Source organism: Chryseobacterium hilariae, from assembly GCF_051400735.1.
Lineage (GTDB): Bacteria > Bacteroidota > Bacteroidia > Flavobacteriales > Weeksellaceae > Chryseobacterium.
In genome coordinates, this window is the sequence record NZ_JBLFFJ010000002.1 from 489600 (window position 1) to 514366 (window position 24767).

Sequence of the window (24767 nt, forward strand, 5' to 3'; positions counted from 1 at the left end):
AAAATATTAAAATGGCAACAAACAATGCACCAACAATGTCCGCATTCACTGTAGGAGAATCCTTAGTGAGCGAAGGCATTATTAACTATAAAGCAACAGAAGGTATGAACCCAACAAATAATGTATCACAGACTCTTTTCAGATTTGTGAGTTTAAGAAACCCGCAATTAACAGAAACAAAAGACAAAAATTTAGGATTTATCCACAGACCAAAAGGCGCCACCGGTATTTTTGATACTGCAGTCGCCGGAAGACCTGCCAAAGCTACCAAGTTTGGAGAAATGAAAAGAGCGGCAAGCGGATTTAGCAATCTGGGATTTGAATCAGAAAAGAAAATTGAACAGGGAGTATTTGGAAATCTTCTTGTTATCGGACGAAAGCTCTCTAAAAAAGAGACATTAGGCAGTAATGACCTGGCTTACGTTACAGATTATTACAAAACCCTTATTGATGCCAATAAAGAGCTTAATGCTGAAGGAATCCAGACATTTTCCCTTCTTTGGAATAATTTCATCTATCTGATTGTTACCCAGGGAGACTTCTACATTAAAGAAGCGATCAGCCATATTCTGATGGCTATTCAGCTTGGTTTTGCCAACAATCAGGATCTTACAGATCAGGAAATCATCAAGATAAACGGTGAAAAACCTTTAGAAAAAGCGATGAATGGAAAAGTAATATTACCAACATCTTTATTTTCAGAAGATTATTCGGAAACATCTTTTTCAGCTTCGGCCACAACATTTGAAGCTTCCGCTCCGGTTCTTGGCGCAAAAACCCTTCAAAGATTGGAATCTGAAGCAAGGACCCTATTGACAGCCAGCAGAGCGACCCACAGAAAAGAAGGTTTGAGCAAGCTGAACACTGAATTGGAAAAACTTCAGAAAAAGTACCACAAAACCCGTTACCAGGCTTACCAAGACGGCTATTCCAGATATATGGATGAAAACAGAGAACGTATAGATCTCTATGACAGAAAGCTGGCCGAAGTAGAAAGCAAAATCACCCCGGAAACTCCGGAAGAAGAAAAAGAACGTTTGTATAACAGCTTAAAGGAATATGAAGTTCCGTCTTTTGTATTTTCATACAGAAATGAAATTGATTTAGAAGATTTGCAGGCAAAGCTTTCTCCGGAATCTTTCGACCTTTTTGTTGAGCTTTTCTCAGAATTTGATGCAGAAAAAGTATCTAATGTTCCAGCTACAGAAAAAGTTCAGCTTCTCTCTGGCAACACATTAATGATTGGTGACCAGACCATTATCCTTGATGATGAAATACAAAGCTATGCTGATGCTTTGCTTGTTGTACAAAACAATATTTCCTCATCAATGGAAACCGCTTTGCAAAACAGCCCTCTTCTGGAGCAGCAGTATGCAAATATCGGTGGAGCTTCAGTTCCTCTTATTCAGAATACTTCCAGAACGCCTATGGCATACAGCTTATATGCACACAACTCTTTCAGGCTGTCCGGCAGTAGAGGATTTGTTAATTTTTCTTTTGAAGTTGAAGATGTTTCCTGGAGTGTTGCCAATGCCAAAATCATTGCCACCACAGACGCTGCCGGAACTTTTGAAGAAAATTACAGCAATCTTCAGGTCATTGATAATAAAATCACGTTACCGACATGTTTAGTAGATAAGTTCCGAAACAGCTTTAGCTTCAGAATAGAAATTATTTTTGATAACGGAAGTCAGGCATACGGAGACATTCCTGTACAATATCCAAAAGAAGACCTAAACCTCACCGGAATGCTTACCCTGAAACGTGCTGTGGTTGAAAACCCGGGTGAACCAGAACCAGTGACAATTCAGAAACGTAAAAATTTCGGGATCAAAAGACTCGGAGTTGCAGATTATCTGAAAGTGGTTCAAAGTCTTCATGCCTATGTTCCGGGAGAAGTTTCGAACATTGAAAATGTAATGGCCAGTGAATTGAGACATAAGTCTTCTGTTGCAAGAGATTATTCTGAAATTACAGATACCACATCCAAATCTGAAGAAACCGAGAAAATCTCCGATACTTCAAAGACCTCCAGAACAGATATGCAGACTGAGGTTGCCAAAGAAATTGACAAGCAGCAAAGCATTACTGCCTATACAAGATTCAGCTATGGAAATGACAGTGCCATGAAGTTTGAAATCGGAGCAGATTATGCCAATAATACCGCACAGCATGACAGCACAAGACAGGCAATGATGAAATCTCAGGAGATCACGGAAAGAGCCATGGAAAGAGTTCTTACCAAAATTTCCGAAGAAAGAGTACAGAAAATCATCAAAGAATATACGGAGACCAATGTTCATGAATTTGATAACAGAGGGAAAGCTCTTACCACCAATCTACCGCCACAGCACATCACAGGAGTTTACAGATGGGTAGATAAAAAGATGAAAAACCAGATCTACAATTACGGTAAACGTACCATGTTTGAATTTATGGTCCCTGAGCCTTCAAGATTACACCGCTTGGCTCTTACCGTTGCTAAAGCTCAGGTGCTTACTGCTCCTGTAGATCCTAGAAAAGCTCCTGAACCATGGTATATGCCAGATCCAAAGTCTGCAACGATAGTACAGATCCAGCATTGGGCACAGATTTACGGGGTAAATTTAGAAGCTTTTCCAGAGGCTACCAAGCAAGTTATATATAATGCTGCAAGTGTACCTCAAACCAATGATGATTTTGGAATAGATAATTGGCAGATAGGTATACCAGATAATTATGCTGGAAAAAATGCAAGTTTCAGCTGCAGATCATCCCGAAACAGAGGTGGCGGATGGGATGGGTCCCGTTATTCCGAAGTATTCTGCTCCAATTTAAAAGGAGATATGATCGGCCGATCTGAGCGTGGTGATATTAATTTTGACGAAGGATCATCCGGTCTCAACGTAACCGGCCCTGTATCTTTTCAGGTGAGAGGACATAATGTTAAAAATTACAACATAAAGGTAACTATAAATTGTGAGCTGAGTGATGCATACATCAACAACTGGAAAACAGAAAGTTTCAATGCCATTATTAAAGCGTATGAAGAAGCTTATGCAAAATTCCAGGAGGAGCAGGCAAGATTAGATGCGGAACAGAAAGAAAAAGAGGCTCAGGCTAAAGAAAGACAAGATCATTTCTACCGTTATATGGAACATGATGTCTTAAAGCACAACTGTATTGCATACCTGCTGCAGGATTATGTTAATACATTAGGGCAGGCAACAACAAATGGAGCCGATGATAAAACAACTATGGATAACTTCCAGGTATACCTGAATGAAAACCTGGATAAATATACCGCCCTCGCCAAGTTTATGGAACAGGCATTTGAATGGGAAATCATGGATTATACCTTCTATTCGTACTATTGGGCTAACCGTAAGAGCTGGCAGGAATTCTACCTGAGCGAAAGTATGGATCCCTTATTCAGAAGCTTCCTACAGGCAGGTATGGCAAGAATTATCGTTACCGTAAAACCAGGCTTTGAAAACGCCGTACAGTTCTTCCTGGAAACAGGTCTTATCTGGAATGGCGGTGAAGTTCCGGTAATCGGAGACCCAATGTACATGAGTATTGTGGACGAAATGAGACAACCTACAGGAGAGCCCCAAGGTAAATATTGGATTACCAGACTGCCTACAACACTTACCATTCTTCAGGATAAGTCTACAGGGCTTCCGGTGGATCAGCCACTGCCAATTTTCCCGGAAACTGATCCTAAAAATTGTGAGAATCCTTCGGAACTGGAGTTTGAAACGAGTTTCAGGTTGGATTTGGATGCACAGTTATCACATAGTGATAAACCTACAACATTGCCTACAACAATCGTGGGATAATAATAACCTTAATGGCGGTGTGAAATATCACCGCTGTTTTTTTACAATTTTAATCTCAAAAACTTAAAAATGAAAAATATAGATATTAGGAATCTCGCAACAATCGGAGTCGCAGATGTGGACGTTTATAAGACTGACAGAAAGAAATTTGCAAAATATAAACTTGAAGGTGATATCACATTTTATCGTTCAAAAACAAGTATGAAAGATAAGTTGAATATAAATGGAAAGCTCGGTTTGGATGATTCTGGATATATGGGACAATTTGGATTTGATAAACATAACATAGAACATTGTCCTACTGGAAGTATAATACATTATAAAAACAAAGAAGGAAAGAAGATTACTGATAAGCAGTATACAGGATATTCTTGTCCATATATAAGTATTTGGCCTCCTAAAATAAATAAAGAAAAAAGCTATGTTCTTTTGTATGTAAGCACAGATAATAATAATGAAGTACCGGAATTATTGGAATACGAGTGTAAAGAATGGAATAAGAATAGTGAATCCTTTGTAACCATGACAAACAAAATCATTGTAACAAAACAGCGTACAGAAACAGCTACTAATTCTGATGACAAATATTATAAAATAAAGATAGAATGTATAGAACCTTTTGAAAATGATATAAGTGTTGAAGCAAAATATGAAAGCAAAACAGTTGGAAGATTGATTGTAAAAGCTAATGCAAAAGTATATGAAACAATTATACAACCAGTTTTTATTTCTTTTGACTCCACTCCTTCCACAAATGTTGAACTAAAAAATCATAAAGAATTTGAATTTGTTAATAAACTACATGACTTTTTTAATAAACAATCTTTTAATCAAGCTTATATTAGAGGCAATCTTGCTGAACATACCCATGTTGTAAAGTTGGAAAAAAGTGACTTTCTTAAAGATGATGTAGTTAAAATGAAAGGAAGAAACCTATTTGTCAATTACCAGGAAAACAACCAAAGAAATGCATTAATATACAATGATTTAATTGAAAATAAATATTCTGCACTATTCTATAATGTCACAGTAATTCAAAAAAACATTGAAAAAATGAATGCTTGTATAAAAACAATAATACAAGCATTCAAAAAGAATTTTAAATATGATAAAGAGTCTAATCTGAAAAAAGCTAAAAAATTTCATGAGGATCATACTGCCACAAACGCTTGGAATCAAATAAAAGATACATTATATAAAGAATATCTAGATTACAAATCAGAATATTTAAAAAACAAAGTTGTACATCTTAATCAAAAAAATATTATTTACGTATTTATAAACACCTCTATTGAAGGTGGTAAAAATGAAGATGCTAAAACACAGGCTTATTCTTATCGAAGTTCAGGGATTACCCATATTTTTAAAAGTGCCATTAAGGACGACGATGCACTTGCCCTAGTCATTCACGAACTTGGACATTCTCTTGGTCTACTTCATACCTTTGATGATGAAGCCAGTAAAGAAATTGACAAATTAAAAACCTTAATTGTACGTAAAAAAGCTGAATTAGATGAATTAAATAATGTAAAAATTGATTTAAAAAAATATTTTCCACTTGACACTAAATATAGAGTTATTCAATCAGTTATTGAGAATTCTGAAAAATCTCCGATTGATATTGAAGATTTTGAAAAAAAATTTTTAATCAACATTATTGGTGAAAGCTCTTATTTCAATGAAAAATCAGAACTCATAACAGATAAAAAAACTTCTGTAATAGAACTTGAAAATATTAATTTACCTGACTTCGATGCTGAAACTACAAAAAAGAAAGTTAGCAGTGATATAAAAAATTATGAAGTCCAGATTAGATATTGGACTCCTTTTTTAGGTATTGTTAAAAATCAAAGCGAAACTTTGGAAAACATAATGGATTACAGACAATTCGCTGAATCACAAGAAAGCAATGTGACAGAAGATGGAAAGCCAAATTTTAACCCAAAGTTTAAATATAAATCTTTTTATCAATGGCAATGGCAAAAAATGATAGACAAATCTCTTGATTATGATTATATTAGCCAGATAAAATTATAAACAATGAAACTTATTATTTTTTTACTTATATTTTTAATAAATTTTTTTGGAGCACAAGAGTTTCCAACAAAATTTGAAGAAAATGGTAAATTTGGATTAAAAGCTCAAAATAATATCTTACTTCCTGCCATTTATAATCATATTTCTACCCATATTTTGATTATAACACATAAATCTGATGAGATAAATATTTATGATCAAAAACTATCCATTTTATATAAAGATCAAGAACTTCTTACTTATCATTACTCTGAGAATCCGGATATTTTACAAATTATTTTAAAGAATGGGACTTTGTTAACTTATACACAAAATGGATTACTAAATGACTATTCTCAATTAGCCCTACAAAAAGAATCAGATAAATCATATAAAGAAAATGCCAGCAATGGTTTCCAAATCTATACAATTGAAAAAAATAAAATCCAGGAAAAATCGTATCATATTTTTGTTGAACCAGAAGATGAACTTTTAGATATTAAATACCTTATTTATGGCCAAGATCCAAAGTTTTTAAATAATAAAAAAAGTTTAGAAATTGAATATACTTTGAAAAGAAAAAGTAAACTAAATGAAAAAATTATAGAGTATGGATACAGTGAAGAAATGCTATTTACCCCATTGAAAATATCTTATATTATTTCAAAAATAAAGAATAAATATGGAATTTGGGATTTTAAAGATCAAAAAATAATATTGCCGTTTGAATACAGTGAAATCATTTCTTATCAAAAGTACCTTCTTTTAAAGAAGAATAGATTGGTTACTTTTTATCCTAATATTGGTTCTGAGCCAAAGTACAAAAAACTTGAACCTTATGTAGGGAATTTCGCCAGATTTGAAACTCCAGAAGGTAAAAAAGGATGGGTAGATATAAAAGGAAAAGAATATTTTGACCAATAATCCGTAAGCCACAGAAATACTGTGGTTTATTTTTTTCTCAAAACTTCCCACAAAAAAAATAAAACACGACACGTTTTGTCGCATTAAGCCTATATATTTGTCTTATAAAATTTTACCATGAATGCAGCAGTGCTGCCCTATAAAATACAGACGAATGAAAAAAGACTTTTATCTGACAAGATATGCCTTAATTATCAAAAGATTAGAAAGTTCTCCGGCTACCTATTCGCAGCTGGAGGACTATCTTTTAAACTCTTTCGAATTCCAGGATGCAGGGATTAAGAGCTACTCGATCCGTACGCTGCAGAGAGACATTCGTGAGATTTCCGATCTTTTTAATCTTTCCATTCACAATAAAAAGAAAGGTGACAACAGGTATTATATTGAGAGCCGCCCGATTATGGAAGTGGACGAATACAACCAAAAATTATTGGAGTCTTTTCAGGTAAGCAACGCCCTGAATCTTCATCCGGATTTTTCAGATTTTATCTTTTTTGAAAGCAGAAAGCCAACCGGCATAGAGCATTTTTATGATCTTTTCTTCGCCATCCGTAATAAAAGAGTCGTTAGTTTTGAGCATTATAACTACAAAAATAAAGTCATGACTTCACGGAAAGTGCATCCGCTGGCTTTAAAAGAATCCAAGGACCGATGGTACCTGATCGCAATTGACACTAAAGACAAAACCTTAAAGTCATTCGGATTAGACAGAGTCAATTATCTGGATGTAAGCGACAGCAAATTCCGTGAAAAGTATAACTACAATTTCAGGGAACATTTCAAAAATGCATTCGGGGTTATGAATCTTGCAGAACAAAATCCTCAGAAGATCATTATGAAATGCAGCAGGCATCAGGGAGAGTATATCAGAAGTTTTCCGCTTCACCAGTCTCAGAAAGAAACCAAAGAAACACCGGAAGAAATTTATTTTGAGTTCTTCCTCCACCCTACTTACGACTTTATGCAGGAAATCCTTTCCTATGGTAAAGAAGTCACAGTTCTGGAACCGAAAGGTTTAGTTGATGACATCCGGACCCATCTCCAGGAATCTCTGAACCGTTATCTCGAAAGCTGATATTGAAGAATAAAAGTTCCCATTTTTTAATTATATTTACATAAATATACTCTTTTGAAAGCTTTATTCCTTTGCCTGTTTTACCTTACTTTCTCTTTCTGTTTTTCGCAGCAGAAGGAAGAATTCCGGCAGGTTAAAAACTATTATAACCACCACAGGAATATGCTGAATACAGAGTTTAAAAAGAAGTTTGACGCAGAACCGGATTCTTTCAAAAAAGCCAATATAAAACTTGATTTTATGCTTTTCATGAAAAAGATGGACAGCATTGAAAACGTAGCGATGATAGGAGCTTTATTAAAAGTAAGAAACCTGGAAGATTTGCAGTCCCTGAAGAGTCCGAAAGGCATAGCGGTAAACAACACTCAGAAATCTGCTGTTTTTGAAAAATCTGCGGACTATCCTGGCGGATTCAATACATTGAGACAGGAAGTTGCTAATCTTTTTTATACGGGAGGGGTTTATACTGAAACAAAAACAGTAAAAACAAACGTAGCTTTTATTGTTGAAAAAGACGGAAGCATCAGTAATGTACATGCACAAGGGGATAATTTCACCTTCAACAGGCAAGCTGAAATTGCACTGTATTCCGTTTCGGAGAAATTTTCCCCGGCTGTTAGCAAAGGCGATCCGGTAAGATATTACCTCAGGCTTCCTTTAACCTTAACTATTGAAGATTAAAAATGTTTACCGACGAATATTACATGAAAATGGCCCTGCAGGAAGCAGAAGCCGCACTGGAAAAAGATGAGGTTCCCATCGGATGTGTCATTGTTTCCAACAATCGCATTATTGCAAGAGCTCACAATCTTACGGAAACATTAAACGATGTAACTGCCCATGCAGAAATGCAGGCCATCACTTCCGCCGCCAATTTTCTGGGTGGAAAATACCTGATCAACTGCACGCTTTATGTAACTCTGGAACCGTGTGTGATGTGCTCCGGAGCCTTAGCCTGGGCACAGATCTCCAAAGTTGTAATTGGGGCCAGAGATGAACAGAGAGGATTTATCAACAAGCATCTTTCCTTGCATCCAAAAACAGAAATGGTAACCGGAGTGATGGAAAATGAATGCTCAACTATCGTTAAAGAATTCTTTAAAAACAAAAGATAATTTTATTTTGAACCTTTGCAGTGTGGAAAAGAGGACGTAATGCCTTCCTTTATTTCCATTTCAGTCTTTTGCCATATTGAATAACCAGGACTTTTTGAAAGAGATTAATTTGGAACATGACGTCTGCTCCACGAAAGGTTAGAACATTACTTATTTTTAAAAACAGAATACATCATAACATCAAAATATTCATCTTCTTTTTTGAGATGCTGTTTTAACAAAGCTTCCTTTTCCATTCCAATTTTCTCCATGATTCTTCCGGATGCAGGATTATGTAGAAAATAAGTAGCATAGATTTTATTGAAATGCAGCACCTTAAACCCAAATTCAATTAAAGCTATAGCAGCTTCCGTTACGTAGCCTTGGTTCCAGAAAGGTTTCCCCGTCCAATATCCCAGCTCAGCTTTATCATCGTCCCTGTCGTGAAGACCAATCGCTCCTAAAATCTGTCCTTCTTTATTGCGGACAGCAAAAGTATATCCTGTATTGTTCTCAAAAGACTCCCGGGACATTTTCACCCAAAGTCCGGCATGTTCCTCGGTATAAGGATAAGGAATATTGGAAGTAAGATCTGAGAAAATTTTATCCTGCAAATATTCAGTCACAAAAGGAATATCTTCTTTCAGCTGGGAAAGAATCAGTCTTTCTGTTTCTATTTTGGGAAATTCTTTTAATTTTCTCATAATACGTTTTGGTTCATTGGAGTTTTTCCTATAAGTCTTTTCCTAAAAAATAAAGCCCTTTCAGTGTATGAAGTCTGTCCATCACATGAATTTTTTCCGTCAGAGGCTTATAAACATGAGAAACACCGCCTGTCGCTACCACAAAACACTCGTCATTCACTTCCTCATTGATGCGGTCTATAAAACCCTCCACCATTCCAAGAAACCCATATACCATACCACTTTGCATACAGGTTACGGTATCCAGACCTAATACGGATTTAGGTTTTTTCAGCTCAATATCCGGAAGCTGGGCGGTTTGGCTGATCAATGAATTTAAGGAGGTTACAATTCCGGGAGCAATGATCACTCCTAATGTTTCTCCGGTTTCGGTCACACAGCTTGCTGTAAGAGCCGTTCCAAAATCAATGATGATCTTTTTTCTGTTTGGGTAAAGATTATGGGCAGCTACAAGATTAGCGTAAATATCAGTTCCCATCTGTTTGGATTTTGCCTGAACCCCGGAAGGTGTAGACCTGTCTACAATCACAGGCTGAATTCCATGGATCTTTTTGATCGCCGAACCCATGACTTTGGTAAGCTGTGGCACTACGGACCCTATGATGACTTTACTGATATCCTTGGGTTCTACTTTGTAGGTCTGATAAAGCATGAGAATCTGTACATACAGCTCATCTACCGTTCTGTATGGCTTTGTGTTGATCACCCATGAAATATCACAGTTGTCCCCATTGAAAAGTCCGAATCTGATGTTGCTGTTTCCTACGTTGATTACAATTGAATTCATTTATTTTTTAAGCTAATCTGGGTTAAAAAACGGTTGTAAAAATAAGCCTTTATCCTCAAAAATAAGCAATATCTATATTATTTAGAATAATTCATAACCCTATATTTATTGCTGTGCTGAGTATCATCATTAAAACATTGATTACAAGCATCTACCCTCACATTATTTTATTAAGGCAACACATAAACTTGAGCCTGAAATTTAGAAGATTGGAAACATTTAATTATCTTTAAAACAGAAATATTTTATTCCGCTTCCATGAAAAAACTGATCTTAACCATATTCTTTTGTATTGGCCTGAATACTTTTGCCCAATCCGGAAATCAGGTAAAAGAAATATTCCTGAAAATAAAGCAGGAATCGAAGATCGACCGGAATGATAAGGCTGTTTATGATATTCTGGACGAATTTTATACTAAAAGCCTGCAGGCAGAAAATGACGAAATGACACCGGAAACGGTCCAAAGAATTGAGAAGCTGGCCTCTAATCCAGAGACGAAAAACCTTCACATCCTCTTGCTTTTCCTGATGTATCAGCAGCATCTCAGCCGTACTTCTATGATTGGAAAAAAACCAGACACGGAATTCCAGATAGAAGCTATGAAACTTCTGGAAAGTGAAACCTTCGATATTTATGGAAAAGTGCCCGCTATTATTTACATCTATAAAGCTGAGGCGCTGGACGGAGCAGGAAAGAAGGAAAATGCTAAGGTCGCTGTAAACCAGGGATTAAAAGAATATCCTGATTCTGTTCCTTTAAAAGTATACAGCTATCTCAATACAAAAGATGAGGTTTTAAGAAATAATCTTGTAAAGAATCATCCTAATCACTGGATGGTCCTGCAGTTTGGGATTAAATAGGATATGGTAAATTTCAGATTGGTAGTGATATAGTTGTGAATGGTGAATTTTTGCTTCGCAAGTGAATAGTGAACTTCAAGGTCTGTACTAAAATCCAGGATGCTAAGGAACGCTTAGAAGCTTTTTATACCAAATAAAAAATCCCACAGAAAAAGCTCTGTGGGATTATCTTTTATGTTATATGACCTACTATTTTACTTCTACAATATTATCATTCATATTGACATCTGCTATTCTCTGGCTTAAATCTATTCCTAAGACAGACAGCTGAGCTTTGGTGTAAGGAATTGTCAGTATATATTCTTTTTGAGTCCATGGCCAGTAAGGCATGGTTTTAAAGTCTCCATAAATATCTTTTTCCTTCCAGGTACGTGTCATATTTAAAGGAATCTGATAAGTAACGATCTTTTTATCTGCCGTCACTACATTGAAATCAACAGGCATTGGAACCTGCCCGTTATTCACTAAAGTAATAGTGGTAGATTTTGCATCGTATTTCACATCTTTTATTCCGTAATCGATGGTTTTTGTGGTATTGATCCAGTAATTGTGGAACCACTTCAGATCCATCCCTGAAACTTTTTGTGCAATATGAAGAAAATCCCTGTCAGACGGGTGTTTCATATGCCATTGATCATAGTATTGCTTTAAAGTTTCAGCCAGTTTTTGCTCTCCCATGATGTAGCCCAACTGCACCAGATATAATTCTCCTTTTACATAGGAAGCATACGTGTAAGAGGATCCGTTATCATGATGATCACCTAACCATACAGCCGGTTCTTCAATTCCTTTTTTAATGAAGTTTCTGTAAGCATTCACAGTATTGGCAAAAGGATTCGGAAGTTCTTCCGGAAACAGCTGATACATGACATAACCTTCTGCGTAGCTGGTAAACCCTTCATCCATCCACGGACGTACAGATTCATTGGTGGCCAGCATCTGCTGATACCATGAGTGTGCACCTTCATGAGCCATTAATCCCATTAAACCTTTAATATCTTTAGCTTCTCCCAGGATCATCGTACACATTCCGTATTCCATACCACCATCACCTCCCTGGATAAAAGCGTATGTAGGATACACATACTTTCCGAAATGGCTGTTCATCAACTGAAAATATTTAGTAACATAAGGTTGGGCTTCTTCCCAAACTTTTGTTTTTTCATTCTGCTGATACACTAAAAATACTTTCGGACCTTCCGGAACGTCAAAACTCTTTACAATATAGTCTCTGTCCGCGCTCCATGCAAAATCCAGCATATTTTTTGCCGTCCATCTCCATGTTGCTTTTTTATCCTTGTCGGCTTTTATTTTTGCATTTGTGTCATAACCTTTAACTTCTGCTGGGTTTTCAAGGATACCTCCTGCTCCAATTACATAGTCTTTGTTGATTTTAATGGTAACATCAAAATCTGAGAATGGCGCATGGAATTCTCTTCCGATATAGTCAAAGGTTGCCCAGCCATCATAATCGTATTCAGCAATTTTCGGATACCACTGTGTCATGGTCATGTCAACTCCTTCTCTGTTGTTTCTTCCGCTTCTTCTGATCTGTTGAGGAATCACAGCATCCCATTCCATGGTAAAAGTTGTTGATGAATTAGGTTTAACCGGTTCTGCCAGATACACCTTCATGATCGTTTCCTGGATCTCAAACTTCACCTCTTTTCCGTTTTGTTTAAGCCAGTGGATATTTTGTGCTCCTTCCTCATTTTTAGGAATTGAAGCTAATCTTGAAATACCGTCCTTTTGCAATCTTGAGTCTCCATTTTTACCCTGGCCTGCAACTCTCTGATCCATCATGGAATTGGGTTTAAAGGCATTCCAATACAGATGGAAATACACTACATTGAGCTCGTCCGGTGAGTTGTTTGTGTATTCTAAGGTCTGATTTCCCTGGTAAGTAAATTTTTCAGCGTTCACATCAATATTCATCTTGTACTTCGCACTCTGCTGATAGTAAGCTCCTTGCTGAGCCTGAAATTGAGAAATGATAAACGCAAAAATGATTGCAACCGATTTTTTCATTTAAAATTTATTTTTTTTAAAGGTAGGTAAATTATGTAAACCCTTCAAATATGAAGCTATTTTAGGGCTTTTTGATCTGTTAACACTTTAGATGGGTTTTCATTCTGATGGTTAAGTTTGCTCATGCAGATTTTGCTTTTTTTAAACACTCATGATTCGTGAAAAATGTTAGTGGTATTTGTGTTCCAAATTATGGATGAGTCAGCATCTTTTTAATTAATGTAATCTGTCCCAAATGATAATAAGAATGCTCAATCATTCCATCAATATTCCTTATATATGTTCCGTATTTCTCATCAACAAAAACTTCATCCATTTTAGAATCAGGCAGTTGCTCCAATAATGATGCAAATTTCTCAGAATCGCTCCAAAGTTTGTTTAAAAGCACTTCCCATTGTTCCTGAGACTCAATGGGCGGAAGATCGAAACTGTACTTATCTCTTATTTCCAAATCGCCACCTTCAAAAACATTGATCAATCCTGCAATATAATAATCGATATGAAATGTAAGCATAGCGATTGTGTTTAAGGAGTTTACTTTTGTGACCGCCTGTTCCCAGGTAACATCTTTAAGCTGATCTTTAAAATTGGTATTGGCGATCCATAAGCCATCCAGCAAGACTTCCCTGAATCTTTTTGCTAATTGTGCAACTGAGCTCATTGTTTGAAATTTATGTTTTCTAAAGATAATTATTTTTATTTGCTCTGATTTTTAAAATTTTATCAACAGATTCTCAGATGATTATACATATTTTCTGCAATCCTTGTCAAGATTAGACCTTGACAGGGATCATTCGTCTCATCCCTGAAAACATTTGTATCATTAGTGCTCAAAACAAAAAAACCTCAAATGTAAAATACATCTGAGGTTCATATATGATTTAAAATCAATTATTTTTTAGCCGGAATTTCTTTTTTCCCGCTTTGTAAAATCTTTTCAAGGATTCTTAAAGTGATCAGATAAGTAGGCTTTACTCCTGTAAGACCTAAACCTCCTGAAGAAAGGGTACTTCCTGTTTCCAATGGATTATCCGAAGCATAGTATGCATAACACACGAACAGGTCCGGTGCAATATGATGTCTGATCTTAGAAGCTACCTGAATGGCTTTCTGGTAATGCGCTCCTTCCATTTCAAGACCGATGGCTTTCCATGAAGTATTCATAAAGTAAGAAAGGATATCTCTATTTTGAAGTGATGTTCCCAAAACTGTAATCATAGGACCTTCAAATGCTTTCAGTTCATCATCTTTAAAGTCATCCAGCTTTAAAGCATTTTCAAAAGGATAGTTATCCGCTGTTCCTTCAAAAATATGGGCGGTAGGAATCATGATATCTCCTTTTCCTCCGGCAAGAATTCCTGCTTTACCCATAATGGAAACGGATTTCACTTTCATCATATACACCTCTCCTTTGTGCTCGAAAGGCCTCAATAATTCGTCCATCACCTCAAATGCCTGCTCTCCGAAAGCATAATCGAAAACCATGATCACATCGTCTCCGCCATATTTTATACCGTTGAACGGAGTATTTTTAAGGTCAGTCTTGCTTAGATCAATGATCTGAACATCTATATTACTTCCGCTCTTATCATTAATATAAATCATTCCTTCTTCCAAAGCATATTTGGAAACTTTGTCGCGAAGCTCTTTTTTATCGGAAATATCTCCGTAAAGTTTGTAATCTACTTGTTTGTTGTCTTTTTTCTTTAAGGCATCATTTCCGTACAGCATATTTTTCACAGAGTGCATATTGGCAGAAATGATGTGAAGCGGACGCATATGAAGATCGTTTTCAAATAAAACTTCTTTCACTTTGTTGGCCCATTTTTCACCAAAATAGTGATGTCCCACTCTTTCCTTTAATATAGCACTGAAATGAATCTCTCTTTCTCTCGTCTGTTTTGCATCTTCCAGACTTACTTTTCCTAAGTTGTAGATGATTTTGAATAAACGGTCTGGATTTTCATCATCCCCGAATGCATTGTAAGCATTCAGCGTTTCTTCAAAAGTTCTTCCTATTAATGAAGATAAATGAATAAGAGCAACTTCTTTTTCTTTTCTGCTGAATTTCTTTTCACCTTTTACTACTTCTTCAATAATTTTAAAAGCGCGTGTCGGTTTCCAGTTTTCATCCTGAATGAAAGCCAGGTTCCTCACTTTATCTGCTTCTATAAATAAGAATGTTAAGTGGGTAAGAATGTCATAAATTTCAGAACGTCCCAAAAGAACTTCAATATTCATCTGGTGTTCATCTATACGGTAACAGTTTCTTCTTCTCTTTTTAGGTACAATGGGTTCGAAACTTCCTTTATCAAAACCTTCATCCGATGTAAGATGAATAAAAGCACATTCTTCAATCCCTTCCGGAAGTCTGTCTAAAACGTACATCAAACCATCCAATTCCATCTTATTAGGAATATTCATGGTACCATATATCTCTGGATTGATAGTCTTTAACAAACTTCTGATACTTTCTCCAGAAACACCGGCAGGTTTAAAAAAACCTCTGTAAAAGAGGTGTCTCATAGAAATATACAATCTTTCAATTGCTTCCGTTGTTTCTCTAGCTCTAGAATTTGTCATAAAATAAATTTCACACAAATATACAAAATCTTCGCTCAACTTATTTTAAGTATCTTTTAACAGCAGTTTAAATTTGTATCTTTAAAATTGTATAATGCATATCATAAAAATGCATTGTGATGTTTATTAAAGGGCTAAACATTACCTTTCACCAGCCCATCACCCTATTAAAAATAGTTAAACCATCGTTTGATTTTAATAAATTTTACAAATACCCCTAAAAAATATAGGGGTGAAATATTTTGAATTCATTTTTTTTGTAAATTTGCCCTGTAAAAATTAACCTTATTATGTCAACTTTAAGATTCAAAGCGTTAGAAACTTTACCATTTAAGGACTTCAGAAGAGATAATTCTGTTGAGGTTCCCGGAAAACTGTCAGAATTATTCTGCCAGAATGTTTTCTCAGAAGAGACCATGAGAGAATATTTAACTAAAGAAGCATTCCAGTCTATTATGGATGCTATTAAAAAAGGAACAAAGATCCAGAGACACATTGCAGACCAGGTAGCCGTAGCTATGAAAGACTGGGCAATGAGCAAAGGAGCGACTCACTACACACACTGGTTTCAGCCTTTGACAGGAACTACTGCAGAAAAGCACGATTCTTTTTTCACTCCAATTGAAGGAGGAAGAGCTATCGAGAGATTCAGCGGAAACTTATTGATCCAGCAGGAGCCTGATGCTTCTTCTTTCCCGAACGGAGGAATCAGAAACACTTTCGAAGCAAGAGGTTATACGGCATGGGATCCTACTTCTCCTGCATTCATCATGGGAACTACTTTATGTATTCCTTCTATCTTTATTTCTTATACAGGAGAAACTTTAGATTATAAAGCACCTCTTTTAAGAGCTTTGAATGCTGTAGATGAAGCTGCAACCAACGTAATGCAGTATTTTGACAAAAACGTAACAAAAGTAACTCCTACTTTAGGATGGGAGCAGGAATATTTCTTAGTTGACTCCGCATTATACCAATCGCGCCCGGACCTTGTTTTAACAGGGAAAACTTTATTAGGACACTCTCCTGCTAAAGGGCAGCAGCTGGATGACCACTATTTCGGTTCTATCCCGACAAGGGTAATGAACTTCATGAAAGAGTTGGAAATTGAATGCATGAAGCTGGGAATCCCTGTAACGACAAGACATAACGAAGTTGCGCCTAACCAGTTTGAGCTTGCACCCATGTTTGAAGAAGTAAACGTTGCCGTAGACCACAACTCTTTATTGATGGATATCATGGCGAGAATTGCTCACAAGCACCATTTCCATATTTTATTCCATGAAAAGCCATTTGCAGGAGTAAACGGAAGCGGAAAACACAACAACTGGTCTTTAGCTACTGATACAGGCGAAAACTTATTAAGCCCGGGGAAAAACCCTAAGAAAAACTTACAGTTCTTGACGTTCTTCGTTAATACAATCAAAGCAGTTTACGAATACGCTGACCTTTTAAGAGCAAGTATCGCTTCTGCAAGCAACGACCACAGATTGGGTGCCAACGAAGCTCCACCGGCAATTATCTCCGTATTCATCGGAAGCCAGCTGTTCAGAGTATTGGAAGAGCTTGAAAAAGTAACGGAAGGGAAACTTTCTCCGGACGAAAAAACCGACCTTAAGTTAAATGTGGTTGGAAAAATTCCTGAAATTCTTTTAGATAATACTGACAGGAACAGAACTTCTCCATTTGCATTTACAGGAAATAAATTTGAAATCAGAGCAGTAGGTTCTTCTGCAAACTGCGCAGAATCTATGACGGTAATGAACACAATTGCCGCCAAGCAGCTTAACGATTTCAAAAAGGAGGTAGATGCTCTTATTGAAACAGGGCTTAAAAAGGATGAAGCGATTTTCAATGTATTAAGAGAATACATCAAGCAGTGCAAGAGCATTATGTTTGAAGGTGACGGATATTCTGATGACTGGGCGAAGGAAGCTAAAAAGAGAGGTTTAAATAACTTAAAGACTACTCCGGAAGCTCTTAAGCAGGAAATGGATAAAAAATTCGTTGATCTTTATGAAGAAATCGGGGTTTTTACTCACAGAGAGGTTGAGGCAAGAAACGAAATCAAGCTAGAGAAATATTCTACTGTCATTGATATTGAAGCAAGAGTGTTAAGTGATATCGCAAGAAACCACATCATTCCTTCTGCATTAAATTATCAGAACAGATTGATCGAGAACGTAAAAGGTCTTAAAGAAATATTCCCGGATAAAGAATTCAGAACATTGGCAAAAGAGCAAATGAGCCTGATCACGAATATCTCTGAAAACGTTTCCAAGATTAAACTGGGCGTTGAGGATCTTATTAAAGCGAGAGAAGCAGCGAAAGCTGTATCCAATAGTCAGAAGCAGGCAGAAACATACTGCAGCAAAGTAATTCCTTTATTTGATGTAATCAGAGAAGCTTCTGATGATCTTGAAATGATGGTGGATGATGAACTTTGGCCAATGACTAAATATAGAGAAATGTTATTTACAAAATAACATCTGTAAAGTTCCATATTAGTTAAATTCCCCGGCTTTCCGGGGAATTTTTTTTGTTTTATTAACAACCTAAAAATTAGAATTTTAAATCATAAAATCCGATTAATAAAGGAAAAGTTATTTATTATGTTAAAGAATCTTAATAAAAAAAACCGCAGACTCACCAAAAATAGGCGGTTGCGGTTTGTTTTTCTTTAACATACTTAAATAATATGTTAAAATGTGTTAAATAAAGAACCTGACAATAATCATATCAGAGGTCTTTTGCTCGGAATCTCTACTTTTGTAATGCTTTTGAAAATAAATATTCCTTTTAACACGGATAATCAAATATATATGAAGAAAAGAGTTTTGTTTTATTTAGTTGCTTTAGTGTCTACAGTTTCAGTTCAATCTTGCGCTACAAATTATGTAGTTTCACAGCCAGCAACTTACGCTAAAGAATACAAAACAGATGCCAAACTAGCTTCTATTGATAATAAGAGAATGGAGCAGGATAAGCAAAGACTTATTGATTCTTTCCTGGCGGAAAAGGCGGCATCTATCGCAAACGCGAAAAAAGCTATTAAGAATTCTGAGATTGCAAAGGCAGTCAAATACAATAAAACCATCGACAATATCCTTACAGAAGCTGAAACATACCTTGGAACTCCATACAGATACGGAGGAATGACAAGAAGAGGTATTGATTGTTCGGCTTTCGTTCTTTCTGTATTCGGAGCAGCAGCAGGGCTTAGCTTACCAAGAGTAGCAGCTTCTCAGGCTCAGGAGGGTGAAAGTATTGATAAAAGTGAGCTTCAGAAAGGAGATCTGATTTTCTTTTCACACGGAAGAAGAATCTCTCACGTAGGTATCGTAGAAAGTGTAACTGAAGAAGGTGAAATCAAATTCATCCACGCAGCCACTTCTAAAGGGGTAATGATCTCATCGCTGAATGATTCTTACTGGGGACCAAAATTCAGGTTTGCAAAAAGAGTGATCAACGAGAACGGAGACGCTTATAACAATTTAGCTTCTTCTACTCCATCCGCAGCGACAAGTTTTTAATTTTAAATAATTGATTTAAATAATGAAGCCATCAGAATCTGATGGCTTTTTTATTTTTAGAATTACATCTACTTACCATCTAACTTCTAATCCCTATCAATTTCAATGTCCAGCTTATAAAGAAGTCCATGTACCTCAGAAAGAGAAAATTTAGCCTTTTTAAGACGATTTACGGAAGGATCTATAGAATAATTGAAGGAAGTCCTGAAATCTGTTTTTTCAAGGTTGCTATTGTCGAAAATAGCCCCGGAAAGATCACAGCCTGAAAATATTGAATTGGACAGATCGCATTCGGCAAAATCGGTTTCAATTAACCTGGAATTTTTAAATACCGTTTTCTTAATTGAGGTTTTGTAGAATACACCATTATTCAGTAGACATCCATCAAATGTAAATGAAAGTCCGAAATCGTTGCAGTCATTAAACTGAAGCCCGAACATTTTACATTCTTTGAAAGCTGTGTCCTGAAAAGAGGTTTTCACCAATTTTGCCATACTTAGATTACATCCGGTAAATTCACAGTCTGTAAAGCTGAAACCGGAAAGATCTGCATATTCAAAGCTGCAGTTCCTGAAGGTACAGTTTTCGTACTCACCTTTGTCGAAAGGGTGCTCAGTAAAATGTATGTTCTGATAATTTTGATCCAGAATATAAGCTTGCATCAGATCGGTGTTTGTTTTACGGAAGGTTTCTATTTCCCTAAGTAGGGTATATCTATTTATAGTTTATTGTTTATACCAAACTGTTCTTATCCGAATAATTCAGTTTAAAGAAAATAAAGGTCATCATAGAAAAGGCAAGCAGCGAGCTTCCACCATAACTGAAGTAAGGGAGTGGGATACCCACCGTCGGAAAAAGCCCCATAACCATTCCTAAATTGATCGTAAAGTGCATCATCAGGATGGAAGCAAAGCAATATCCGAATACCCGGTTAAAGGTGGATTTCTGTTGTTCTGCGAGATAATAGATCCGCCCGATGTAAATCATATAGCATAAAACCAGCACCGCACTTCCTACAAACCCCCATTCTTCGCCTACTGTGCAGAAAATATAATCGGTTTCCTGCTCAGGAACGAATTTTCCTTGCGTTACTGATCCTTCGCGGTATCCTTTTCCTAAAAGACCGCCGGAACCTATAGCTGTTTTTGAATATAATAAGTTGTATCCGGAAGTATCTCTGAATGCTTTTTCTCCTTTATAAAGAACCTCAATTCTTTCTCTCTGGTGCTTTGGAAGTTTTTCCAGAATATAGGGTGACCCGAAAGCCAATCCGCACAGCAGCAGGACTGAACCGGCAATTCCTGAAATAGAAATTACATCCCAGGACATTCTGTGATAGTTCATCGCAATTAAAATCCCGGCAATTACCACAACCGTTAATGCTACATAAACAGGAGGTATGGCAAGAGACACCAAAAAGACTCCGGCAAAAACAAATCCTACTCCAAATAGAAGACCACTCAGACCTTCCCTATATAAGGCAATAAAGAAGGCAATAAATACAAGCATGGAACCGACATCCGGAATCGCCAGAACGACTACTGCCGGAATCCCGATAATGGCTAACACAGTCCAGAGTGATTTTTTAACTTTCAAGTTAAAATCCGGTCCGGAAACATAGTTTGCAAGCATAAGAGCGGTTCCTATTTTCGCAAATTCCACTGGCTGCATGGTAAAGCTTCCAAACTTATACCAGTTTTTCTGACCAAGAATTTCTTTTCCAAACGGGAAAAGTCCAATCAGAAGCAAAACACCGCCAATATAGATAATGGCAGACATATTCTCGAAGAATTTGCTTCTTCCCACGAATATAATAAGCCCTACAAATAGGGATATACAGAAGAAAATCAACTGCTTTTCCCCTAATTTCTGGTCAACACTGTAAATATTTGCAATTGCAAAAATGCAAAGCAGGAAATACAGCCCGAGGCCTAGTTTATCTATTCCTTCTGCCCACTTCATCGCTTTACGTTTTTAGTGTTGTTCTTTGTTTCTTCTTGTATTTTTTTCTGCAGCTTTATTTTCTGCTCTTTGATAAGGTTCAGACTATCCTGCTTTCTTTTCAGTTTCACAGAGTCTGCTGCAGGGTCTTTATATAATCCTTTGCGTTTAAGATCCGCAATCCACTGTCTTTTATACTCAGGCATGAAGCTGGCACTGGTCATCTTCTTGTAAAGGTGTTCCCTCTTAAGATCTCCGGTTATGTACTTTTCAGCGATCACAGTACAGGCTGGGCCCGCCCATGTTGCCCCAAATCCGGCATGTTCCATTACTGCCGCCACAACAATTCTAGGCTTGTCTGCGGGAGCAATCAATACAAAAATAGAGTTATCTTTTCCTTGAGGAACCTGTGCAGTACCCGTTTTTGCAAGCTGGGTAAAGTCATTGGATTTCAAGCTTCTTGCGGTTCCTCTCAATACTACAGCCTCCATTCCTTTCAGTACAGGCTCGAAATGCTTGGGATCTACAAGGGTTTTATGTTTTGTTTTGAATCTTGGATCAGGATTCGGCTTACCATCAATAGATTTAACGATATGAGGGGTATAAAACCAGCCTTTATTTGCAATGGCAGCAACATAATTCGCCAATTGAAGAGGAGTAACCAAAACGTCACCCTGTCCCATTCCATTAAAAATAGAACCGTTCATGGTATAGTCGGAACTCCAGTTTTTCTTTCCGCTTCTTTTTTCATAAAACTTCCCGGAAGGGATTCTACCCGGAGAGCCTACGGCAATATCATTATTCAGGTATTCTCCTACTCCAAAGCTGCTCATGATTTTTTTCCATTCATCAACTCCTTTGGAAGGATCGCCCGGATATTTATTCATAATAGCAATAAACGCATGCGAGAAATAGCAGTTACTGGAAACTTGAATAGAAGGAATAAGAGGATCAGCTCCACCATGTCCCTTAACTCTTAAACCTTTATAATAAAAGCCGCCTCCACAAGGGAAAACCGTATTTTCGTCCATTACTCCCATCTGCATTCCCGCCAGGGCAGTTAGCAGCTTAAAAGTGGAACCAGGAGGATAGGCCGCCTGCACGGATCTGTCAAATGTAGGCTTGTTTTCGTATAAGGTATCTTTTGATAATGCGTACAGATTTTTTGATTTGTAAGGCCCTGTAAATAAATTAGGATCAATATCCGGACCTGTTGCCAGGGTGAGGATCTCACCGTTATTTGGATCTATTGCTACAATTGCCCCATGTTTTCCAACCAGCATTTCCTCAGCCATTCTTTGCAGGTCGTAGTCAATAGTTAAGGTAATATCTTTTCCGGTAACTACATCTTTGTCTAACGCCCCGTTTTTATATGAACCAATATTCCGGAGTTTAATATCCTTCTGAATATATTTCATTCCTTTTATACCGCGAAGATCTTTCTCATAAGATTTCTCAATTCCTGTTTTCCCGATAAAGTCACCGGGAAGGTAATATGTGGAATCTTTTTTAATTTCTCTTTCATTCACTTCACTGGTATATCCTAAAAGGTTTCCGGAAGTAGCTACTTCGTACTGACGCTGAGGTCTGGAAACAATACTGAATGCCGGATATTTGAAAATAATTTCTTGTACCCTGGCAATATCTTCCCTGCTGAGGTCCTTCAGAAAGGTCATAGGAGTCAGCTTTGAATAGTATTTTTCTTTTTTGATGATCTCGATTCTTTTAATAAAATCCGCCTTACTGATCTGCATCAGGTTACAGAACCCAAGGGTATCAAAATCCGGTTTCATTAAGGCCTGCGTAAAGGAAATTTCGTAGGCAGGCTGATTCCCTACAAGGATCTTTCCATTCCTGTCAAAAACAACCCCTCTCTGCGGGATAACGTATTCAATTTTAATAGATGTGTTTGCTGCATTTAAGGCATAACGGTCTGTAAACAGCTGCAAATAAGAAAGCCTCGCCACAAAAATAAGAGCGATGACTACGAGAGCAGAAAAGATTTTTAAATAACGTGTGTTCAAACTTTTTGTTTGATTTTAAATATTAATGCGTAAACCACTATAAATATAAAGGAAATTATACTTGTGATCACCACATTAAGTAATATTTCAAAAAAACGGCTAAATTTAAAAAATTCTATATACTGCACTAAAAGCTGATGCAGGAAGATACTCGAAAACAGAAACAGTAAAAACTGCGCCCATTGAAGGGACTGAAAAGAGAAAAAGTCTGTAGAAGTATCTGTGGAAGTTCTGAAGATCAATGTTCTGAAATAAGCAATCAGCGTTGTTGCAAAGGCATTGATTCCCCACGAGTAGAGAAACGCATCTACAGAAAGTCCGATTAAAAAGCTTAAAGCTAAAAACTGATATTTATTTCTGAAGAAAGGATAGAACATGACGAACACCGGATAAAGAACCGGTGTGTACTTTCCGAAAATCGTGATCCTGTTGAGTACAAAAATCTGTAATGCAACCAGGAAGATCATGATCAATATATCGGTAAATAGAGTCCTGCTAATCATTTTCTTTTTTTATTACAGCCTGCAATGTATCCTGAATTTTCTGTACTTCGGCTTTTTTAAGGTTTTTCACAACAAATACTTTGCTTAAAGCACCCATTTTCTCGCTCAGCTCTACTGAGATATCCCAAAAACCAGTTTTATTGTCTACAGAATATCCTGCAATAGTACCAATCATTACCCCTTTAGGGAAAATAGCTGATTTACCGTCTGTAACAACGGTATCACCTACTTTTAAAGCAACGTATTTAGGAATGTCTGCAAGATGCATCACTCTTGAATTATCACCATTCCAGGTTAAGGTTCCGAAATATCCTGAATTTTTCAGTGAAGCGTTGATTCTGATCCTGTTAACACTCAAAACGGACTGAACCAAAGCGTAGCTGTCTGTAGAATTGATTACAATCCCGGCAATCCCTTTAGGAGCCATTACGCCCATCTGAGGGAAAACACCGTCTCTGCGGCCGCGGTTAATTGTAAAGTAATTATTTCTTCTGTTGATACTGTTAAAGACAATCTCACCATCTACAAAAGTATAGATCTGTCCACCGCCTAATGTATCATGTACTTTTCTGAATACAGGATTTTTCGCACCTTCTTTACCATAAAGCTGGGTCATCAGGGCTTTATTCTGGGCAACAAGACCTTCATTGATCTGTTTCAGCTTCAGATATGAAACCCCTTCATCAATATACCCCGAAATCCATGAATTCAGCGCAGCCGACTGGCCAGCTACCCATGATTTCTGCATGGCGTTTTTAGAGAATATCAGAACCAGAGCAACAATCTGCAGGAATATAAAGAAGACAAAAAGGGCGTTCTTCGAAAATAGTCTCAGCAAAAATCCCATTCAGATATATAGTCGTAAAAGGTTAA

Annotated in this window: 19 protein-coding genes; 9 read left to right on the forward strand and 10 right to left on the reverse strand. The window is 36.9% G+C overall.

Going from position 1 to position 24767, the window contains the following annotated elements:
• Positions 1-11 precede the first annotated feature (11 nt).
• The 6 genes from ACMGDK_RS09000 to ACMGDK_RS09025 all read left to right on the forward strand — a co-directional run bounded on the left by ACMGDK_RS09000 (position 12) and on the right by ACMGDK_RS09025 (position 8951).
• A complete protein-coding gene (locus ACMGDK_RS09000; RefSeq protein ID WP_436807628.1) occupies positions 12-3821 on the forward strand; it encodes a hypothetical protein in 3810 nt (1269 codons plus the stop codon).
• A gap of 69 nt (positions 3822-3890) precedes the next feature.
• A complete protein-coding gene (locus tag ACMGDK_RS09005) occupies positions 3891-5858 on the forward strand; it encodes a hypothetical protein (protein WP_436807629.1) in 1968 nt (655 codons plus the stop codon).
• 3 nt (positions 5859-5861) lie between these two features.
• Positions 5862-6761, forward strand: coding sequence for a hypothetical protein (locus ACMGDK_RS09010; protein WP_436807630.1), 900 nt, complete (start codon positions 5862-5864; stop codon positions 6759-6761).
• A gap of 154 nt (positions 6762-6915) precedes the next feature.
• The gene (locus tag ACMGDK_RS09015) at positions 6916-7836 is read left to right on the forward strand and encodes a helix-turn-helix transcriptional regulator (protein ID WP_306840693.1); all 921 of its coding nucleotides are present in this window, start codon (positions 6916-6918) and stop codon (positions 7834-7836) included.
• Between the two features lie 54 nt (positions 7837-7890).
• Positions 7891-8517: an energy transducer TonB gene (locus ACMGDK_RS09020; RefSeq protein ID WP_436807631.1), complete on the forward strand. Its 627-nt coding sequence runs from the start codon at positions 7891-7893 to the stop codon at positions 8515-8517.
• 2 nt (positions 8518-8519) lie between these two features.
• Positions 8520-8951, forward strand: a complete 432-nt coding sequence (locus ACMGDK_RS09025; protein ID WP_436807632.1) for a nucleoside deaminase — start codon at positions 8520-8522, stop codon at positions 8949-8951.
• Between the two features lie 146 nt (positions 8952-9097).
• On the opposite strand, the gene ACMGDK_RS09030 is transcribed toward ACMGDK_RS09025, so the two are convergent.
• A complete protein-coding gene (locus tag ACMGDK_RS09030) occupies positions 9098-9634 on the reverse strand; it encodes a GNAT family N-acetyltransferase (protein ID WP_436807633.1) in 537 nt (178 codons plus the stop codon).
• Positions 9635-9662: 28 nt separating this feature from the next.
• On the reverse strand, positions 9663-10421 hold the full coding sequence (locus ACMGDK_RS09035) for a type III pantothenate kinase (RefSeq protein WP_436807634.1): 759 nt from the start codon (positions 10419-10421) through the stop codon (positions 9663-9665).
• A gap of 258 nt (positions 10422-10679) precedes the next feature.
• Here ACMGDK_RS09035 and ACMGDK_RS09040 point away from each other — a divergent pair, with 258 nt between their 5' ends.
• Positions 10680-11282 (forward strand): hypothetical protein, encoded by a 603-nt coding sequence (locus ACMGDK_RS09040; protein ID WP_436807635.1) that lies wholly within the window; start codon positions 10680-10682, stop codon positions 11280-11282.
• Positions 11283-11471: 189 nt separating this feature from the next.
• Here ACMGDK_RS09040 and ACMGDK_RS09045 read toward each other — a convergent pair whose 3' ends face one another.
• The 3 genes from ACMGDK_RS09045 to ACMGDK_RS09055 all read right to left on the reverse strand — a co-directional run bounded on the left by ACMGDK_RS09045 (position 11472) and on the right by ACMGDK_RS09055 (position 15893).
• A complete protein-coding gene (locus tag ACMGDK_RS09045; RefSeq protein ID WP_436807636.1) occupies positions 11472-13310 on the reverse strand; it encodes a M1 family metallopeptidase in 1839 nt (612 codons plus the stop codon).
• A 190-nt stretch (positions 13311-13500) separates the two neighbouring features.
• Positions 13501-13971, reverse strand: coding sequence for a DinB family protein (locus ACMGDK_RS09050; protein WP_436807637.1), 471 nt, complete (start codon positions 13969-13971; stop codon positions 13501-13503).
• A gap of 230 nt (positions 13972-14201) precedes the next feature.
• Positions 14202-15893, reverse strand: a complete 1692-nt coding sequence (locus tag ACMGDK_RS09055) for a DUF6909 family protein (RefSeq protein ID WP_436807638.1) — start codon at positions 15891-15893, stop codon at positions 14202-14204.
• 290 nt (positions 15894-16183) lie between these two features.
• On the opposite strand from ACMGDK_RS09055, the gene ACMGDK_RS09060 reads away from it, so the two are divergent.
• Positions 16184-18379, forward strand: coding sequence for a glutamine synthetase III family protein (locus ACMGDK_RS09060; protein ID WP_436807639.1), 2196 nt, complete (start codon positions 16184-16186; stop codon positions 18377-18379).
• Between the two features lie 336 nt (positions 18380-18715).
• Positions 18716-19426, forward strand: coding sequence for a C40 family peptidase (locus ACMGDK_RS09065; protein WP_436807718.1), 711 nt, complete (start codon positions 18716-18718; stop codon positions 19424-19426).
• An 86-nt stretch (positions 19427-19512) separates the two neighbouring features.
• Here ACMGDK_RS09065 and ACMGDK_RS09070 read toward each other — a convergent pair whose 3' ends face one another.
• The 5 genes from ACMGDK_RS09070 to mreC form a co-directional block, all read right to left on the reverse strand.
• Positions 19513-20088 (reverse strand): pentapeptide repeat-containing protein, encoded by a 576-nt coding sequence (locus ACMGDK_RS09070; RefSeq protein WP_436807640.1) that lies wholly within the window; start codon positions 20086-20088, stop codon positions 19513-19515.
• Positions 20089-20158: 70 nt separating this feature from the next.
• Positions 20159-21388: a rod shape-determining protein RodA gene (gene rodA, locus ACMGDK_RS09075; protein WP_436807641.1), complete on the reverse strand. Its 1230-nt coding sequence runs from the start codon at positions 21386-21388 to the stop codon at positions 20159-20161.
• Entirely contained in the window at positions 21385-23391 is a 2007-nt protein-coding gene (locus ACMGDK_RS09080; RefSeq protein ID WP_436807642.1) for a penicillin-binding transpeptidase domain-containing protein, read from the reverse strand. Before ACMGDK_RS09080 ends, rodA begins: the two co-directional genes overlap by 4 nt.
• Positions 23388-23894 carry a hypothetical protein gene (locus ACMGDK_RS09085; protein WP_034724152.1) on the reverse strand — a complete coding sequence of 169 codons (507 nt, stop codon included), beginning with the start codon at positions 23892-23894 and terminating at the stop codon, positions 23388-23390. Before ACMGDK_RS09085 ends, ACMGDK_RS09080 begins: the two co-directional genes overlap by 4 nt.
• A complete protein-coding gene (mreC, locus tag ACMGDK_RS09090; RefSeq protein WP_426049999.1) occupies positions 23887-24741 on the reverse strand; it encodes a rod shape-determining protein MreC in 855 nt (284 codons plus the stop codon). The genes ACMGDK_RS09085 and mreC overlap by 8 nt, the downstream gene beginning before the upstream one ends.
• Positions 24742-24767 lie beyond the last annotated feature (26 nt).

Bases quoted from the DNA above. Each gene is read 5' to 3' on its own strand.
- ACMGDK_RS09085 (WP_034724152.1), bottom strand. From the start codon at position 23,894: ATGATTAGCAGGACTCTATTTACCGATATATTGATCATGATCTTCCTG.
- ACMGDK_RS09050 (WP_436807637.1), bottom strand. From the start codon at position 13,971: ATGAGCTCAGTTGCACAATTAGCAAAAAGATTCAGGGAAGTCTTGCTG.
- ACMGDK_RS09010 (WP_436807630.1), top strand. From the start codon at position 5,862: ATGAAACTTATTATTTTTTTACTTATATTTTTAATAAATTTTTTTGGA.
- mreC (WP_426049999.1), bottom strand. From the start codon at position 24,741: ATGGGATTTTTGCTGAGACTATTTTCGAAGAACGCCCTTTTTGTCTTC.
- rodA (WP_436807641.1), bottom strand. From the start codon at position 21,388: ATGAAGTGGGCAGAAGGAATAGATAAACTAGGCCTCGGGCTGTATTTC.
- ACMGDK_RS09015 (WP_306840693.1), top strand. From the start codon at position 6,916: ATGAAAAAAGACTTTTATCTGACAAGATATGCCTTAATTATCAAAAGA.
- ACMGDK_RS09060 (WP_436807639.1), top strand. From the start codon at position 16,184: ATGTCAACTTTAAGATTCAAAGCGTTAGAAACTTTACCATTTAAGGAC.
- ACMGDK_RS09045 (WP_436807636.1), bottom strand. From the start codon at position 13,310: ATGAAAAAATCGGTTGCAATCATTTTTGCGTTTATCATTTCTCAATTT.
- ACMGDK_RS09000 (WP_436807628.1), top strand. From the start codon at position 12: ATGGCAACAAACAATGCACCAACAATGTCCGCATTCACTGTAGGAGAA.
- ACMGDK_RS09035 (WP_436807634.1), bottom strand. From the start codon at position 10,421: ATGAATTCAATTGTAATCAACGTAGGAAACAGCAACATCAGATTCGGA.
- ACMGDK_RS09070 (WP_436807640.1), bottom strand. From the start codon at position 20,088: ATGCAAGCTTATATTCTGGATCAAAATTATCAGAACATACATTTTACT.
- ACMGDK_RS09065 (WP_436807718.1), top strand. From the start codon at position 18,716: ATGAAGAAAAGAGTTTTGTTTTATTTAGTTGCTTTAGTGTCTACAGTT.
- ACMGDK_RS09005 (WP_436807629.1), top strand. From the start codon at position 3,891: ATGAAAAATATAGATATTAGGAATCTCGCAACAATCGGAGTCGCAGAT.
- ACMGDK_RS09030 (WP_436807633.1), bottom strand. From the start codon at position 9,634: ATGAGAAAATTAAAAGAATTTCCCAAAATAGAAACAGAAAGACTGATT.
- ACMGDK_RS09025 (WP_436807632.1), top strand. From the start codon at position 8,520: ATGTTTACCGACGAATATTACATGAAAATGGCCCTGCAGGAAGCAGAA.
- ACMGDK_RS09055 (WP_436807638.1), bottom strand. From the start codon at position 15,893: ATGACAAATTCTAGAGCTAGAGAAACAACGGAAGCAATTGAAAGATTG.
- ACMGDK_RS09040 (WP_436807635.1), top strand. From the start codon at position 10,680: ATGAAAAAACTGATCTTAACCATATTCTTTTGTATTGGCCTGAATACT.